Genomic DNA, 13,878 nt, shown 5'->3' with positions numbered 1-13,878 from the left:
TGCCGTTGTGTTCATGGGTCAGGCGACGAGTTTCATCGCCTCGTCCCAGGCTCGAGCTTTGAGTACGGCCCCGGAGCCGAACCAGGACGCGTCGCGCCGGTGGTCCTCGCTGCGTGCGCGGCGGTGGTGATCGGTAAATTCACTGACTGAGTTCAATAATCCGAAAACCGTCCCCGATGCCGAAGCCAAGTCGGCCCCCATTCCTTTCCCGGTGTACAGTGCGTGGACTGCCTTGATTGCGCGTTCGTTGACGGCAATCGCATCACGATCAGCTTGGTTCGTCGTTGAATAGGTGAGTACGCGCCGCAGGAATTTTTCCGCGACGGCGTCGGTGACCTTGCATTCCGACATGGCTTTCACGCGGACCATGAACGCATCCCATGACGAAATCGCGATCCCGAGCTGACGCTTGACCGCCTGCGGGTCGAACTGGCTGCGATGCGGCACCTTGATTGCCCCGGTGTTGTCGCTGAGGGCGATCGCGAGCGTGTTGTTGCAGACCACGCGCACTGACGTGAATTGCGCAGTTGTCGCGAGTGTGCCGTCGCAGGCGGTGGCGAGCAGCAGATAGCCGTTCACTTCGTCGCAGCCTTTGAGCGAGACGGACTGGCCGGTACGGGCGAGCGCCCAGAGCTTCTTGCCGTCCTTCAAGACGCCTGCGGTCTCCAGCTCGAAGCCGCCGACTTCGGTGAGGTCGCGATAGAACTCAAGCACCTCTCTGGGTTGAACGACGTTGTAGCGCGAGGACACGACACTCAGGGGGAGCTTGCTATCACTTCTGTAAAGGACCTTCTGTTCCGGGAACGCGTGGATCGAGCCGAGGTTGGTGCCGGCATTGCCGGACACGAATCGCACGTCGGCCGATTCGATCGTAAAGTCCATGCCGGCTTGTTTGGCCCACACTTCGATGGGCTGGCTCGGCAAAAGTTGGTTGCCGAGGCCGTGCCACGGTTGCTGGCCTGTATACGCCATTGAGTGGATGAGGTGCATGAAAATCTCGTGTAAACGGCATAAAGCCCGGCGTAAGGCCGGGCCAACGATGAAAGGATGGTGGACGAGAAAAGCGACGGGCGATTAGGCCGCCCGGATGGAGAAGGTGTGCCCGCAGGCGCGGCAATGCCAGTTGTCGAGCACCGTATGGTCGATGCTTTCGCCGAGGGCCGCACCCGTCGCGCAGCCAGCGGCCGCACCGGCCAGGCCCGCGATGATGGCACCTGCAATAGCACCGCAGACGACGCCGACCGGACCTCCGAGGGTCCCAGCAGTGGCACCGAGTTCGGCGCCGGACAGCGCTGCCGCTACCGCACTGGTGCCGCCTGCCGCCGCACCGAGCGCGCCACCGAAACGGCGTGCAAGGTGACGTGGCGCTGTCCGGATCGAGTCGCACGCAGGACAGGCGTGGATCGCTTCGCCCATATCGGGGCGGTAGCGTGGGATTGTGTGCTCGAAAGGGCGGGGCGGCTCTTGCGCAAACTCACGGTCGTGCGGGTGGGGCGGCCCATGCGGGCAACTATCTTCGTCGTCATCGTCGACTGGCCGATAAGGTGGGTGGCGGTCAGGCATGCCAGCTGCCGCCTTTTTACCGGACGTGTCTGACGTAGCAGCCGACACATATCGTCCAGAGCGAGCCGAGGAGGGAACAGATCACGAATGCGATCAGGTATTCAAGGGGGGTAGAAAGCATCACCAGACTCCTGGAGCAAGTTCGCCAGTGCGGGATCGCAGCAGCGGAGCAGCGGGGACGCGTGCTCAACCGGATGATGTGTAGTTGAAAATTTTTTCATTATGCAGCTTACCCGTTGTTGAGACAGTGTGGCTTCTTTCGGCTTCCGGTTTTTGTTCCGCATTTGTGGTAGAGTAATCGGAAGTCAATTTCTGGGGCGTAGCTATGTCTGCCACTGTCGTTTTCCACGAGTCTGCCGATGTCGATGCCCGTCTTGCTGTATTGGCGCTTGACCGGCAGGTGCTTATTGACGCAGTGTTGCAGGCGCTTTTGTACAAGGCGCGCCTCACCTCCCATCACCCCAACTTGTATCGGCATTCCGTACTGACCAATGAGACGGTTGCCGCCCTGCGAGATTTCCTCGTTCCGCGTGGCTGGGGAAAGCAAGACGAAGGTAACTACGAACTGGTCGTTAATCCGGAGGTCAATGTCGCGATTGCCGTGGCCTCGGGCGACGATGCGACCGGTATGAAGGACCGCACGCCGTCCAACAAGAGTGAAAAGGGTCCGCGTACCGTCAAGGCGGTGGACGACAACCGGACGGCGGATTTGTTTCCCGAGACACTGCCGTCCGTAGAGGACGAACAGCGCGCTCTCGACACGTGGATACTGCTGCACCATCATGCCGGTGATGCGATGCGTCTTGAACTTTCTCGTCCGAACGGTTACGACTCGACTCAGCGTTTCGTAACTTCATGGTCCGAACGCATCGTAATTGGCTCGATTGAACTTGACGGCGAACCGACCGTGTTGCCGATTCCCCAATCGCCCGATGTCGATGTGGCCGTAAGCCGTAAGTAACGCAATCAGGTAAGTGATGTTTAACGCAAAGCGATTCTCGCTGGCGCGACGCCGGCGAGGTCTGACCAAACGGGAAGTCGCTGAACACATTGGTGTCAGCGAGCGGTCAGTGTCCGCGTACGAAAAGGGCGATCAGGAACCCGAGCCGTCGAATATGCAGCGCATTGCGGCGGCACTCGGTTTTCCCGAGGCATTTTTTTTCGCCGGTGATCCCGAAGAGCTGTCAGAGGGCGTGGCCAGCTTCCGTTCGATGTCGAAAATGAGCGCGCGCCAGCGTGACAGTGCGCTAGGGTCCGGCGCAATCGGATTGATGCTGAACGAGTGGCTAGAGCGCAATTTCAACCTGCCGTCTCCGGACTTGCCTGACCTGGGGCGCGAACCTGGTAGATTGACGGCCCCTGCGGTTCTGGAGGACTTCGAGGAAGGCATTCCATTCCCATCCACCGCCACGGCTTACGATCCCGAGGCGGCGGCCGAGGCGCTGCGCTCCCAATGGGGGCTCGGTGAGCTTCCGGTCAAAAATGTAATTGCTCTACTCGAATCGAAGGGCGTACGCGTGTTCTCTCTCGCGATCGATGCGAAAGAGGTCGATGCATTCTCGATGTGGCATGGTGGTACGCCCTTCATGTTCCTGAACACGTACAAGTCGGCGGAACATTGCCGGTTCGATGCGGCCCATGAGCTGGGTCATCTGGTTTTGCATCGACATGGGCAGACGCAGGGCCCCGAGCTGGAGCGCGAAGCGAATGCGTTTGCATCGGCATTCCTCATGCCCCGCAAGAGTGTATTGGCCTATGCGCCTCGTGTGGCGACATTGCCGGGGCTGGTACACGCAAAACACCACTGGAAAGTGTCGGTTGCGGCGTTGAACTACCGAATGCACGCACTCGGACTGACGAGCGCATGGGTCTACAGGACGTTGTGTATTCAACTGGCAGAAGCTGGCTACCGCACAAACGAGCCTGAGCCGATGACGCATGAAAAGTCCCAAGTGCTTGAGAAGGTTTTCAAGGCGCTGCGCGATGAGGGAACGTCCAGAGCCGACGTCGCCCACGCTCTGGCGATTTCGCCAAAGGAGATCGACTCCCTGACGTTTAACCTGATGCTGCACCTGTTGACGGGACGCGGCGAAGGTTCGCGTTTGAGGGAGAGTGCTATTCGTGACGGGCTTCATCTGATTCATACGCGCGACAGCTCTCCGTCGAAGCGCAGCAAACGTACACCGCCTACCCGGAACTGATGACCCGGGAGGACATGCAATGATGAATTTGGAAATTAACTGATGCCACTGACTCTGCCACAACTGGAGCGCCACCTGTTCAAAGCCGCCGATATTCTTCGCGGCAAGATGGATGCCTCCGAGTTCAAGGAATACATCTTCGGGATGTTGTTCCTCAAGCGCTGCTCCGACGTGTTCGATCAGCGCCGCGAAGAAGTCATCGGACTCGAAATGCAGGCAGGCAAGAGCGAGGCTGACGCTCGCCAGTCGGCAGAAAACTCGCGCTGGTATAAGAAGGAAGGTTCTTTCTGGGTGCCGCAGCAGTCGCGCTACGAATTCTTGATCAACGACGCTCACCAGAATGTTGGCGATTACCTGAACAAGGCGCTGACCGGTATTGAGACAGCCAATACAAGCCTGTACGACGTGCTTGAGCACATCGACTTCACCCGTAAGGTTGGCCAGAGCAAGATCCCTGATATTAAGCTTCGACAACTCATTACGCACTTCGCCAAGCATCGGCTGCGCAACGAGGATTTCGAGTTCCCGGATCTACTTGGCGCGGCGTATGAGTATTTGATCGGCGAATTCGCCGATTCCGCCGGCAAGAAGGGCGGTGAGTTCTACACACCGCGTTCGGTTGTGCGGATGATGGTCCGGTTGGTCAAGCCCGAACTCAAGCACGACGTCTACGACCCTTGTTGCGGCTCGGGCGGCATGCTGATCGCCGCCAAAGAGTACATCGATGAGCACGGTGAAGACGGTCGAAAGGCCAACCTGTTCGGGCAGGAGTTCAACGGTACGGTCTGGTCCATTGCCAAGATGAACATGCTGCTACATGGCATCAGTACCACGAATCTCCAGAACGACGACACGCTGGCCGAGCCGCAGCACGTCGAGGGCGGCGAGCTAATTCACTTCGATCGCGTGATTACCAATCCACCGTTCTCGCTTCCGTGGGGCAACACCGAAAGGAATCCAGACGGTACGCCCGCATGGGCGCCGAGATTCCCCGAGCGATTCAAATACGGGCAGGTCCTCTAGGCGCCAAGAAGGCTGATCTGATGTTCCTGCAGCATATGCTGGCTGTCACCCGTGACGGGGGGATGGTTGCAACCGTGATGCCGCACGGCGTGCTGTTTCGTGGTGGCGAGGAGAGAGCAATCCGTGCGGGCATCGTCGACGACGATTTGCTCGAAGCCGTGATCGGCGTCGCGCCCAACCTTTTCTATGGCACGGGTATTCCCGCCTGCATTCTTGTGCTACGCCAGCGCGTGCAGAACGGTGCGAATCGCGTAAGCGGCAAACCGGTCAAACGTCAAGGCAAGGTGCTGTTCATCAACGCCGACCGGGAATATTTCGAAGGCCGGGCGCAGAACCACTTGCTGCCCGAGCACATCGAGAAGATCGCTACTACTTTCGACGAATTCAGGGCAGTCCCAAGGTTTTCGGCTATCGTGGACATCGCCACGCTCAAGGCCAACGACTACAACCTCAACATTCGCCGCTACGCTGATAATGCGCCTTCACCCGAACCGCACGACGTTCGTGCGCACCTCGTGGGCGGGGTGCCCAAGGCTGAGGTACAGGCAAAAGCGGCGCTGTTCGCTGCGCACGGCCTCGATCCAATGGACTTGTTCGTCGGACGTGACGCGAAGTACGTCGACTTCAACCCCGAACTCGCCAAGCGCCAGGAGCTCAAGCCCGCCATCGAAAACAACGCCGGCCTGCTAGCCAAGGAAACCGCCATCCGCGCGGCCTTCGAGCAGTGGTGGCATCAGCACAGCACGCGCATTACCGCTCTGGCCGGGCAAATGGACAACGCCGCCAGCCTCGTCGCCCTTCGCACCGACCTGTTGGCCAGCTTCAGCGCATCGTTGGAGGCCATCGGCATGCTGGACCCCTTCCAGGTGCGCGGCATCGTCGCCGGCTTCTGGTATCAGACCAAATACGACTTCCTCACCCTGATGGCACGCGGCGCTAAGGGGGTGGCCGACGCCTGGCGCACAAGCATCGTGACCGCACTCGAGGACAAAGCCAGCAAGGAGAGCCCGCTGGAGCACAAGCTGGTCAGGTTCCTGATGAGTGACTTCGTTGAGGCAATCAACGAGCTGGAGGCCAAGAAGTCCGAACTTGACAGCCAAATTAAGGCCGCAAGCCCCAAGGACGCCGAGGGAGAGGAAGGCGAAGCCGCCGAAGCTGCGGAGGAGTATGCCGACGATGAGAGCGCGGTCGACGAATCCCAGCTGAAGACGTGGAAAAAGGAACTCACCGCGGTCAAGAAGCAGCTCAAGGCCAAGAAGGAGAGCTTTGCCGCACACGTCAACGCGGCCGTCGATGGTTTGTCGCCCGGGCAGGCTGCCGAACTGCTGTTGACCATCCTGCACAACGATATGCGCGCCATCGTCGAGCGTTACATCGCGGCCCAGCGCAAGGCCATCGTTGCGGCGTTTGAGAACTGGTGGGACAAGTACCGCGTAACACTGACCGAGATCGAGGGCAAGCGCGACGCGGCGGCAAAGGCGCTGCAGGGGTTCATGAAGGGGTTGCGGTATGTCTAACGACGCAACAACTGCTTATCGAGCGCTTTCGGCGTTGGTAACGCCAGTGGACGCTAAGATTACCATTCGCAAGGACGAGACTAGGCCATACATCGGACTGGAGCACATTCGTTCGCGTGGCGCGCATCTCGCCGATTGGGCGCTCGCCAGTACGTCAATAAGTACCAACGCAATCTTTCGAGCAGGTGACGTTCTCTTTGGCAAGCTACGCCCAAACCTGCGCAAGTGTGTTGTTGCGCCTTTCGACGGTTACTGCTCCACCGACATCTTGGTATTGCGAGCGAATGAGTTCACCGATCCGAGCTTTGCAGGAAAGGTGCTTCGATCCGAGCTTGTTGGCACAGCGGCTGAAATGACGTCTGTCGGCACGAAGATGCCACGAACCTCATGGAAGCATTTGAGCGCGCTGGAGGTGTTTTGCCCAAGTCTCCGCGAGCAGTCGAAGATCGCATATGTTCTTGACACCCTCGACACCGCCATCCACGAAAACGAGGCGATCATCGCCAAACTTATGGCCGTCAAGCAGGGCTTGCTGCACGATCTGCTGACACGAGGCATTGACGCCAACGGGGAACTGCGTCCCCCACAGGCCGAGGCGCCGGATCTCTATAAGTCGTCCCCGTTGGGGTGGATTCCGACGGCGTGGGAGGTTCTTCCGCTTGGCGACCTTGCGGAGTCACTGGTTGACGGACCGTTCGGATCAAACCTCAAAACCGCGCACTATGTCGAGAACCCTGGTGTGCGAGTTGTCCGCCTGCAGAACATCCTGTCGGGTGAATACAACGACTCGGAACGAGCCTTCATCTCTGACAAACACGCCGCGTCACTGTCTCGGAATCGCGTAGTCGGGGGAGATGTACTAATTGCGTCACTTGGTGATGCCGGCTATCCGGTGGGGCGCTCCTGCTGCTATCCGACGACACTGCCTGATGCGGTCAACAAGGCAGATTGCTTTCGTTTTCGTGCGAACTCGCGATGCCGCAATCAGTTCGTCATGCTTTCGATGAACGGCAGCACGGCTAGAGTGCAAATTCGAAGGTATGAGCAGGGCGTGACGATGAAGCGCATCAATCTCGGTAACTTGCGGCGTATTGATATCGCACTTCCCGCAATCGCAGAACAAGACATAGTTATTGAACGCATGGAGGCAATTCGCCTGCAAATCGAAGTCGCACAACTCGAGTACCAGAAGCTCCAGAATGAGAAATCCGGCCTGATGGACGACCTCCTCACTGGTCGCGTTCGCGTCACGCCCCTCCTGATTGAAGACGAACAGCAAGAAGGGGACGTCTGATGGGCTGGGAGCTCGAAGATGTGGAAAAGCCTTTTGTCGCCCAATTGCAGGCACTGGGCTGGACGCACATCGAAGGCAGCCTCGACGACCCAGGGATCACGGGCCGCAACAACTTCGTCGAGGTGATCCAGGAAGGCGTGCTGCGGGAGCAATTACATGCTCTTAACCTAGGCCCTGACGGTCAGTCCTGGCTGGACGATATTCGCTTATCGGAAGCCGTGGCGGCCATCACCCGCCTGGGTACGCACAAATTGATGGAGGCCAACGAAAAGGCCACCGAGTTGCTGATCAAGGGCATCACCATTGAGGGGGTACCCGGCTGGGATGGTGGGCGCGGTCAGACGATTCGCTACATCGACTGGGAGACGCCGGCCAACAACCGCTTCTCCGTGGTCAACCAGTACCGCGTCGATTGTCCGCCGGGCTTCAACGCGGCCAAGGCTTTCATCGTGCCAGACATGGTGCTGTTGGTGAACGGCATTCCTCTGGTGGTGGTGGAGTGCAAGAGCCCATCCATCCCGGAACCACTGGCCGAGGCGGTCGATCAACTGCGACGCTACAGCAACCAGCGCAAGGTCGCCTTCGAGGTGGACGACAACGAGGGTAACGAGGCGCTGTTCGCGACCACCCAGCTCTTGATAGCGACATGCTTCGACGAGGCCCGGGTCGCCTGCATCGGCGCTGCCTTCGAGCATTACGCGCAGTGGAAGACGGTGGTAGGGCCGGACGGCTCGGGCAGCGAGATCGAGATTGCGCACGCGTTAGGCAAAGCCGCTCTATCGGGACAAGAACGTTTGATCGCAGGCCTGCTCACGCCCGCTCATCTGCTGGACGTGGTGAAGAATTTCATGCTCTTCATGCAGGCCGGTGGGCAGACGATCAAAACGGTTTGCCGCTACCAGCAATACCGCGCCGTCAACCGCGCAATTTCCCGCCTCAGGAATGGAGAGACCCGCCTACAGCATGGCGAGCATGACCAGCGCGGCGGCATCATCTGGCACACGCAGGGCTCGGGAAAGAGTCTGACCATGGTGTTCCTGGTGCGCAAGATGCGCACCGATACGCAGCTTCGTCGCTTCAAAATCATCGTCGTCACCGACCGTAAGGATTTGCAGGGGCAGTTATCCGTCACCACCACGCTGACTGGCGAGACGGTCGAGGTGGCTGAAAGCAACGAAGGCGTGAAGGCACTGGCCCGGCGCAGGGGGCCAGCGTTGATTTTTGCCACCATTCAAAAGTACCGAAATGCTGACACGCAGGGCGGCACGCCTTTGGAGGCGGACGATCTGCCAAAGGCAGCGGAGTCTAAGGCTGCTTACAAAGCGGAACAAAAATTCGAAGTGTTGAACGAGGATGAGACTATCCTCGTGCTGGTCGACGAGGCGCACCGCACGCAGGCCGGCGATCTACACGCGAACCTGCTGGCGGGATTGCCAAATTGCGCCCGGATCGGCTTCACTGGCACGCCGATCATCATGGGCGAGAAAAAGCGCACTCACGAAATCTTCGGCGAATTCATCGACCGCTACACGATCAAGGAGGCCGAGGCCGATGGCGCTACGGTGCCAGTGTTGTACGAGGGGCGGACTGCCAACGGTGCGATCAAGGACGGCGCAAGCCTGGATGAGCTATTCGATGATCTGTTTCGTCAACACACTTCGGAAGAGCTGGAGGCAATCAAGCAGAAATACGCAACCAAGGGGCATATATTCGACGCCCTGGAGTTGATTGCCGATAAGGCGCGCGACATCCTTCGTCACTATGTGACGAACATCTTGCCTAACGGCTACAAAGCTCAGGTTGTTGCCTACAGCCGGCTGGCGGCGATCCGCTATTTCGATGCACTCCGGAATGCCCGCGACGAACTGCTGGCAGAAGCTGGCGCACTGTCTCCGGAAGACAAGGCGCTCGACGACGAGGATCTGTGCCGGCGCTCGCCCAAGGTGCAGGCGGTGGTTCAGGCGTGGCGTTACCGCGAATCGGTAGCCCGACTCGAGTTTGCTCCCATCATCTCCGGTGGCAACAACGACGATCCGACGTGGGCGCAGTGGACCGACGGCAGGGCGCAGGAGCAGCTCATCAAGCGCTTCAAGAAGCCGCTCTTCCATGCCAAGCCCGACAAGACCGATTCGCTCGCCTTTTTGGTGGTGAAGTCGATGTTGCTCACCGGCTTCGACGCACCCATCGAGGGTGTGATGTATTTGGACCGTCCGATTCGCGAGGCGGAACTGTTGCAGGCCATCGCCCGCGTCAACCGCACGGGCTTCGGTAAGCGTTGCGGCATCGTGGTGGACTATTACGGGGTTGCACAGCACCTGAGGGAGGCGCTCGCCGCCTACGCGGACGAAGACGTGGAAGGCGCGCTGGCCAGCCTGAAAGATGAGGTGCCGGTGCTGCGCGATCGGCATCTGCGCGTTGTGGACCTGTTCCGCCAGCGTGGCATCGAATCGCTGGACGACACCGAGGCCTGCATCGACGCGCTCGGCAGCGAGAAGCTGCGCGCCGAATTCGCCGTCAAGCTGAAGGCTTTTCTCGCATCGCTGGATACGGTGTTGCCACGTCCAGAGGGACTGCAATATTCCGGGGACGCGAAGCGGCTGGCCTATATCTACGCCAGAGCCCGAAATCGATACAAGGACACGCCGGTTCTAGGCAAGGACGTTGGCGCCAAGGTTCGAAAACTGATCGATGATCACGTGATCTCGCTGGGCATCGATCCCAAGATTCCGCCGATTCAGCTCTCCGATGTCGAGTTTGACGCCCACCTGTCGCGTGTGGCAAATGCCCGCGCCAAAGCTTCGGAGATGGAACATGCGATTCGGTCGCATATCCGCAAGCACATTGAAGAAGACCCAGTGCTCTACCGCAAGCTCTCGGAACGGTTGAGCGACATTCTCAAAACACTGGGCGAGCAATGGGACGAGGTCATTATGCAACTCCAAAAGATCATCGATGAGCTGCGCACCGGCAAAGCGGCTACGGCTGATGCGCCCGGCGACCTACCCGAGCATTGCGTCCCGTTTCTCAGGACGGTAATAGACGTGGTCTGTGCCGACGCCCCACCAACGGATGTCGAATTGCTGCGACTGAAGGATGTGACCGTGGAGGTGGTGGACCTACTGGTGCAGGAGTTGCAGAGTAACCGGAACATTTGGAGTCCGCATAAGCGCGCAGCACAGGACGAGCTCAATGGACAATTGTTCGATCACGTGATGCGACTGAGACCGGCGCTTGTCAATGCCGATAAGGCCGGGGTACTGGCTGATCGGTTGATGGAGCAAGCCCGCGCCAACCACGACAAGCTAGTGCAGGTATGACGCAATGCTGGCGCACGCGAAATCGATCAGTTCGCAGGCTGATACCACGGCATCAAGGTCGCGCAGTGACTTGACTGTCGGTGATCTGCAGTTCATCGTTCGGCGCAGCGGGCGGCGCAGGACGATGCAAATCACCGTAGAACGCACTGGCGAACTGGTCTTGTGCGCGCCGCCGGATGTGGACGACGCCCACCTGCGCGAATTCGTCGCGGAGAAACGCTTCTGGATTTACACCAAGCTGGCGGAGAAGGACAGGCTGAAACGTTCGGTGCCACGAAAGGAGTTCGTGGGTGGTGAGGGGTTTCTGTACCTCGGGCGCAGCCATCGACTGAAGTTGGTGGATCAACAGGATGTGCCATTAAAGCTCGTCAATGGCCGCTTCGCTTTGCGTCGGGATGCGTTGCCCGCCGCGCGCGCGCACTTCATCCGCTGGTACAGCGAGCGCGCAAAGGCTTGGTTGGCAGTCAAGGTGGCTGAGTACCAGTCTCGCATGGAGGTGGCGCCTGCTGGTGTCAAGGTTCAAGATCTCGGTTACCGCTGGGGATCGTGCGGGAAGGGAGATTGGCTCTACTTCCATTGGAAGTCGATTCTTCTGCCAGCCCGCATCGCCGAGTACGTCGTAGTACACGAGATTGCCCATTTGCACGAACCGCACCACACGCCCGCATTTTGGCTGCGCGTCGAGAGAGCTATGCCTGATTTCGCGCAGCGCAAAGCGTGGCTCGCCGAACACGGAATCGATGTCGAAGGAATCTAACAACGATGGCGGACTTTTTCACAAGTGACCACTTCAAGCTGCTCAACAAATGGAAGGGGCAGAAGCGGGACGAGACCAACCCGGAGCAGAACCGTGCTTACGAGGATTTGAAGAAAGCCTATGAAATAACTGAGGCGTGGGCCAAGTCGGTTAAGGATGCGTTGTTTCCTCTAGGTCGTGTGGAGACCCGCAAGCGCCCCACCAATCAGGGAAACAATTTCGCCGCCTACAACTGGGCGAAGCTTTACCCGTCCGAGGAAGCTCCCAAGGAACTCGCGTACACCGTGGGTATCGGTGCTGACGATGGCTTCGTGGTCAAGATTGATACCGTTGGTCTGGATGACACAGATGCGACCCGCAAGGCTTATCTGTCGGTCCGCGGTGCCTATGACAACACGTCGCCCTTCGTGGCCAAGTTGTCAGCATCGGACGGACTTGGAATGTCTCTGGAGCAATTGACCGCGTGGAGCGTGGAGGCAATACGGGGATTCAAGCTCCGCTACGACGACGTGGTGGCGAAGCTCAACCTAGGCACGATGTTGAGCGATGAGGATTTGCTCAAACATTTCGACGGTAAGCCTGCTTTTAAGACTTTTCGCGCCTCATGGTCTCCCCAGGACAAAGCGCTCTTCTGTCGGCTGGCACGGGTCGTTCACGCAGCCGGTCTGGACTGGTGGCACATGAGCAAAAGCATTCAGGTGCGTTTTGGTCGAAAGAATCCCGGTAGCGAGCGCGCCGCAGGCGTGCTCGGCGTGCTTCGGGGTACTCGGACGCGGAAAATCTCATGGACGCGAGATGTTGGCGCGTTACACAAGCTCAACCGCGAGACGTTGACGGAGGATCTGGTCGCGAAGATCGAGGCAACCCTTTCGGCTGAGCGTGATTCGTTGGACGATTGGCTGGTACAGCGGCCCGGGCTGTGGCCCGATGAACTGCGTGACGATCCGATGGAGCCCGGAGAGGACTCCGACGAGGAGGAGGCGACTGACACCGATGTGGTGAGGCAACCTATCAACCGCATCTATTACGGTCCGCCAGGTACGGGAAAGACCTACCAACTCTCGAGACTGCTCAAACGTGAATACGAGCAGCCCATGACCGCAGTATCCGACGAGGAATGGCGCGAACAATTTATTGCCACCCGCATCGCCGGTCTAAGTTGGTGGGAGGGCGCGGCTGCCGCGCTTTTCGATCTGGGCGGTAACGCTAAAGTGGGGCAACTCTACGAGCATCCGTTCATCGAAGCGATTGCAACCGCTAAAGGGCGAATTCAGAACGTTAGACAGACGCTATGGAACGCGTTGCAGTACCACACGGTTGAGGAGTCACAAACCGTTAATGCTAAGCAGCGACTGGCGCCCGCGGTTTTTGACAAGGCATCGGACTCAGTTTGGCGACTAGCTGGCGAATGGGCCGATTCCTGTGCGGATCTCATTGAAACCGTGAAGGCTTATCGAGCCGGCTTGCCGACGTCAGGGGCAGTTCGTCGCTATAGTTTTGTAACCTTCCACCAATCCTACGGTTATGAGGAGTTCGTGGAGGGGCTTCGACCGGTCCTCAACGGCGATGCGGAGACCGGCGAAATCCAATACGAGATCCGTGCGGGTGTCTTCAAGGATCTGTGCCGCCGGGCCCGATCAGCACCGGATCAGCGATTCGCAATGGTGATCGACGAGATCAACAGGGGCAACATAAGCAAGATATTCGGTGAACTAATCACCCTGATCGAACCTGATAAGCGAGAAGGTGCGGAGAACGCCGTTTCTGTGACCTTGCCGTATTCCGGCGACAGCTTTTCGGTGCCAGCCAATGTGGACATCATTGGCACGATGAACACGGCAGATCGCTCGCTGGCGCTGTTGGATACTGCTCTGCGCCGCCGGTTCGAATTTGTGCCCGTCATGCCGGATGCGCGTGACGAACCCAGCGCACCATTGCATGGTTTGCGTGTGACGGCCGGCGAGCATGTCATCGACATTCCACGGATGCTTGCGGCCATCAATCAGCGGGTGGAGGCGCTCTACGACCGTGATCATTGCATCGGTCATGCCTACTTCACCGCATTGGCGCAAGTGCCCGATGGGGATGAGCGCTTGGTGGCATTGCAGCAAGTGTTTAGCAATCGCATCTGAAGTTGACCCGCGAAAACGGACGCCTATCCTTTTGAAGAAGGAGGTGCCGAAATGGGCAAGCATCGTACCCCGTA

General features: G+C 58.8%; 10 protein-coding genes. 9 read left to right on the top strand and 1 reads right to left on the bottom strand.

What is annotated here, in order from left to right; all coding sequences use genetic code 11:
- Positions 1-18: 18 nt before the first annotated feature.
- Positions 19-990, bottom strand: a complete 972-nt coding sequence (locus AB6809_RS24975; protein WP_371027385.1) for a DUF932 domain-containing protein — start codon at positions 988-990, stop codon at positions 19-21.
- A gap of 57 nt (positions 991-1,047) precedes the next feature.
- Between AB6809_RS24975 and AB6809_RS24970 the strand changes: the two genes are divergently transcribed.
- The 9 genes from AB6809_RS24970 to AB6809_RS24930 all read left to right on the top strand — a co-directional run bounded on the left by AB6809_RS24970 (position 1,048) and on the right by AB6809_RS24930 (position 13,804).
- Positions 1,048-1,596 (top strand): hypothetical protein, encoded by a 549-nt coding sequence (locus AB6809_RS24970; RefSeq protein ID WP_371027384.1) that lies wholly within the window; start codon positions 1,048-1,050, stop codon positions 1,594-1,596.
- 292 nt (positions 1,597-1,888) lie between these two features.
- A complete protein-coding gene (locus tag AB6809_RS24965; RefSeq protein WP_371027383.1) occupies positions 1,889-2,524 on the top strand; it encodes a hypothetical protein in 636 nt (211 codons plus the stop codon).
- 16 nt (positions 2,525-2,540) lie between these two features.
- Positions 2,541-3,764, top strand: coding sequence for a helix-turn-helix domain-containing protein (locus tag AB6809_RS24960; RefSeq protein ID WP_371027382.1), 1,224 nt, complete (start codon positions 2,541-2,543; stop codon positions 3,762-3,764).
- Between the two features lie 42 nt (positions 3,765-3,806).
- Positions 3,807-4,787: an N-6 DNA methylase gene (locus tag AB6809_RS24955; protein ID WP_371027381.1), complete on the top strand. Its 981-nt coding sequence runs from the start codon at positions 3,807-3,809 to the stop codon at positions 4,785-4,787.
- The gene (locus AB6809_RS24950; protein ID WP_371027380.1) at positions 4,739-6,304 is read left to right on the top strand and encodes an N-6 DNA methylase; all 1,566 of its coding nucleotides are present in this window, start codon (positions 4,739-4,741) and stop codon (positions 6,302-6,304) included. Before AB6809_RS24955 ends, AB6809_RS24950 begins: the two co-directional genes overlap by 49 nt.
- A complete protein-coding gene (locus tag AB6809_RS24945; RefSeq protein ID WP_371027379.1) occupies positions 6,297-7,598 on the top strand; it encodes a restriction endonuclease subunit S in 1,302 nt (433 codons plus the stop codon). Before AB6809_RS24950 ends, AB6809_RS24945 begins: the two co-directional genes overlap by 8 nt.
- Positions 7,598-10,915 carry a type I restriction endonuclease subunit R gene (locus tag AB6809_RS24940; RefSeq protein ID WP_371027378.1) on the top strand — a complete coding sequence of 1,106 codons (3,318 nt, stop codon included), beginning with the start codon at positions 7,598-7,600 and terminating at the stop codon, positions 10,913-10,915. Before AB6809_RS24945 ends, AB6809_RS24940 begins: the two co-directional genes overlap by 1 nt.
- A gap of 4 nt (positions 10,916-10,919) precedes the next feature.
- On the top strand, positions 10,920-11,672 hold the full coding sequence (locus AB6809_RS24935; RefSeq protein ID WP_371027377.1) for a M48 family metallopeptidase: 753 nt from the start codon (positions 10,920-10,922) through the stop codon (positions 11,670-11,672).
- 5 nt (positions 11,673-11,677) lie between these two features.
- Positions 11,678-13,804 (top strand): McrB family protein, encoded by a 2,127-nt coding sequence (locus AB6809_RS24930; protein ID WP_371027376.1) that lies wholly within the window; start codon positions 11,678-11,680, stop codon positions 13,802-13,804.
- Positions 13,805-13,878: the final 74 nt, after the last annotated feature.

The sequence above is a fragment of the Paraburkholderia sp. RCC_158 genome (assembly GCF_041355255.1).
Taxonomy (GTDB): domain Bacteria; phylum Pseudomonadota; class Gammaproteobacteria; order Burkholderiales; family Burkholderiaceae; genus Paraburkholderia; species Paraburkholderia graminis.
This window is presented reverse-complemented; position numbering and strand designations above follow the sequence as displayed.

Coding starts and splice junctions, on each gene's coding strand:
- AB6809_RS24975 (WP_371027385.1), bottom strand. CDS start 990: ATGCACCTCATCCACTCAATGGCGTATACAGGCCAGCAACCGTGGCAC.
- AB6809_RS24970 (WP_371027384.1), top strand. CDS start 1,048: ATGGTGGACGAGAAAAGCGACGGGCGATTAGGCCGCCCGGATGGAGAA.
- AB6809_RS24965 (WP_371027383.1), top strand. CDS start 1,889: ATGTCTGCCACTGTCGTTTTCCACGAGTCTGCCGATGTCGATGCCCGT.
- AB6809_RS24960 (WP_371027382.1), top strand. CDS start 2,541: ATGTTTAACGCAAAGCGATTCTCGCTGGCGCGACGCCGGCGAGGTCTG.
- AB6809_RS24955 (WP_371027381.1), top strand. CDS start 3,807: ATGCCACTGACTCTGCCACAACTGGAGCGCCACCTGTTCAAAGCCGCC.
- AB6809_RS24950 (WP_371027380.1), top strand. CDS start 4,739: ATGGGCGCCGAGATTCCCCGAGCGATTCAAATACGGGCAGGTCCTCTA.
- AB6809_RS24945 (WP_371027379.1), top strand. CDS start 6,297: ATGTCTAACGACGCAACAACTGCTTATCGAGCGCTTTCGGCGTTGGTA.
- AB6809_RS24940 (WP_371027378.1), top strand. CDS start 7,598: ATGGGCTGGGAGCTCGAAGATGTGGAAAAGCCTTTTGTCGCCCAATTG.
- AB6809_RS24935 (WP_371027377.1), top strand. CDS start 10,920: ATGCTGGCGCACGCGAAATCGATCAGTTCGCAGGCTGATACCACGGCA.
- AB6809_RS24930 (WP_371027376.1), top strand. CDS start 11,678: ATGGCGGACTTTTTCACAAGTGACCACTTCAAGCTGCTCAACAAATGG.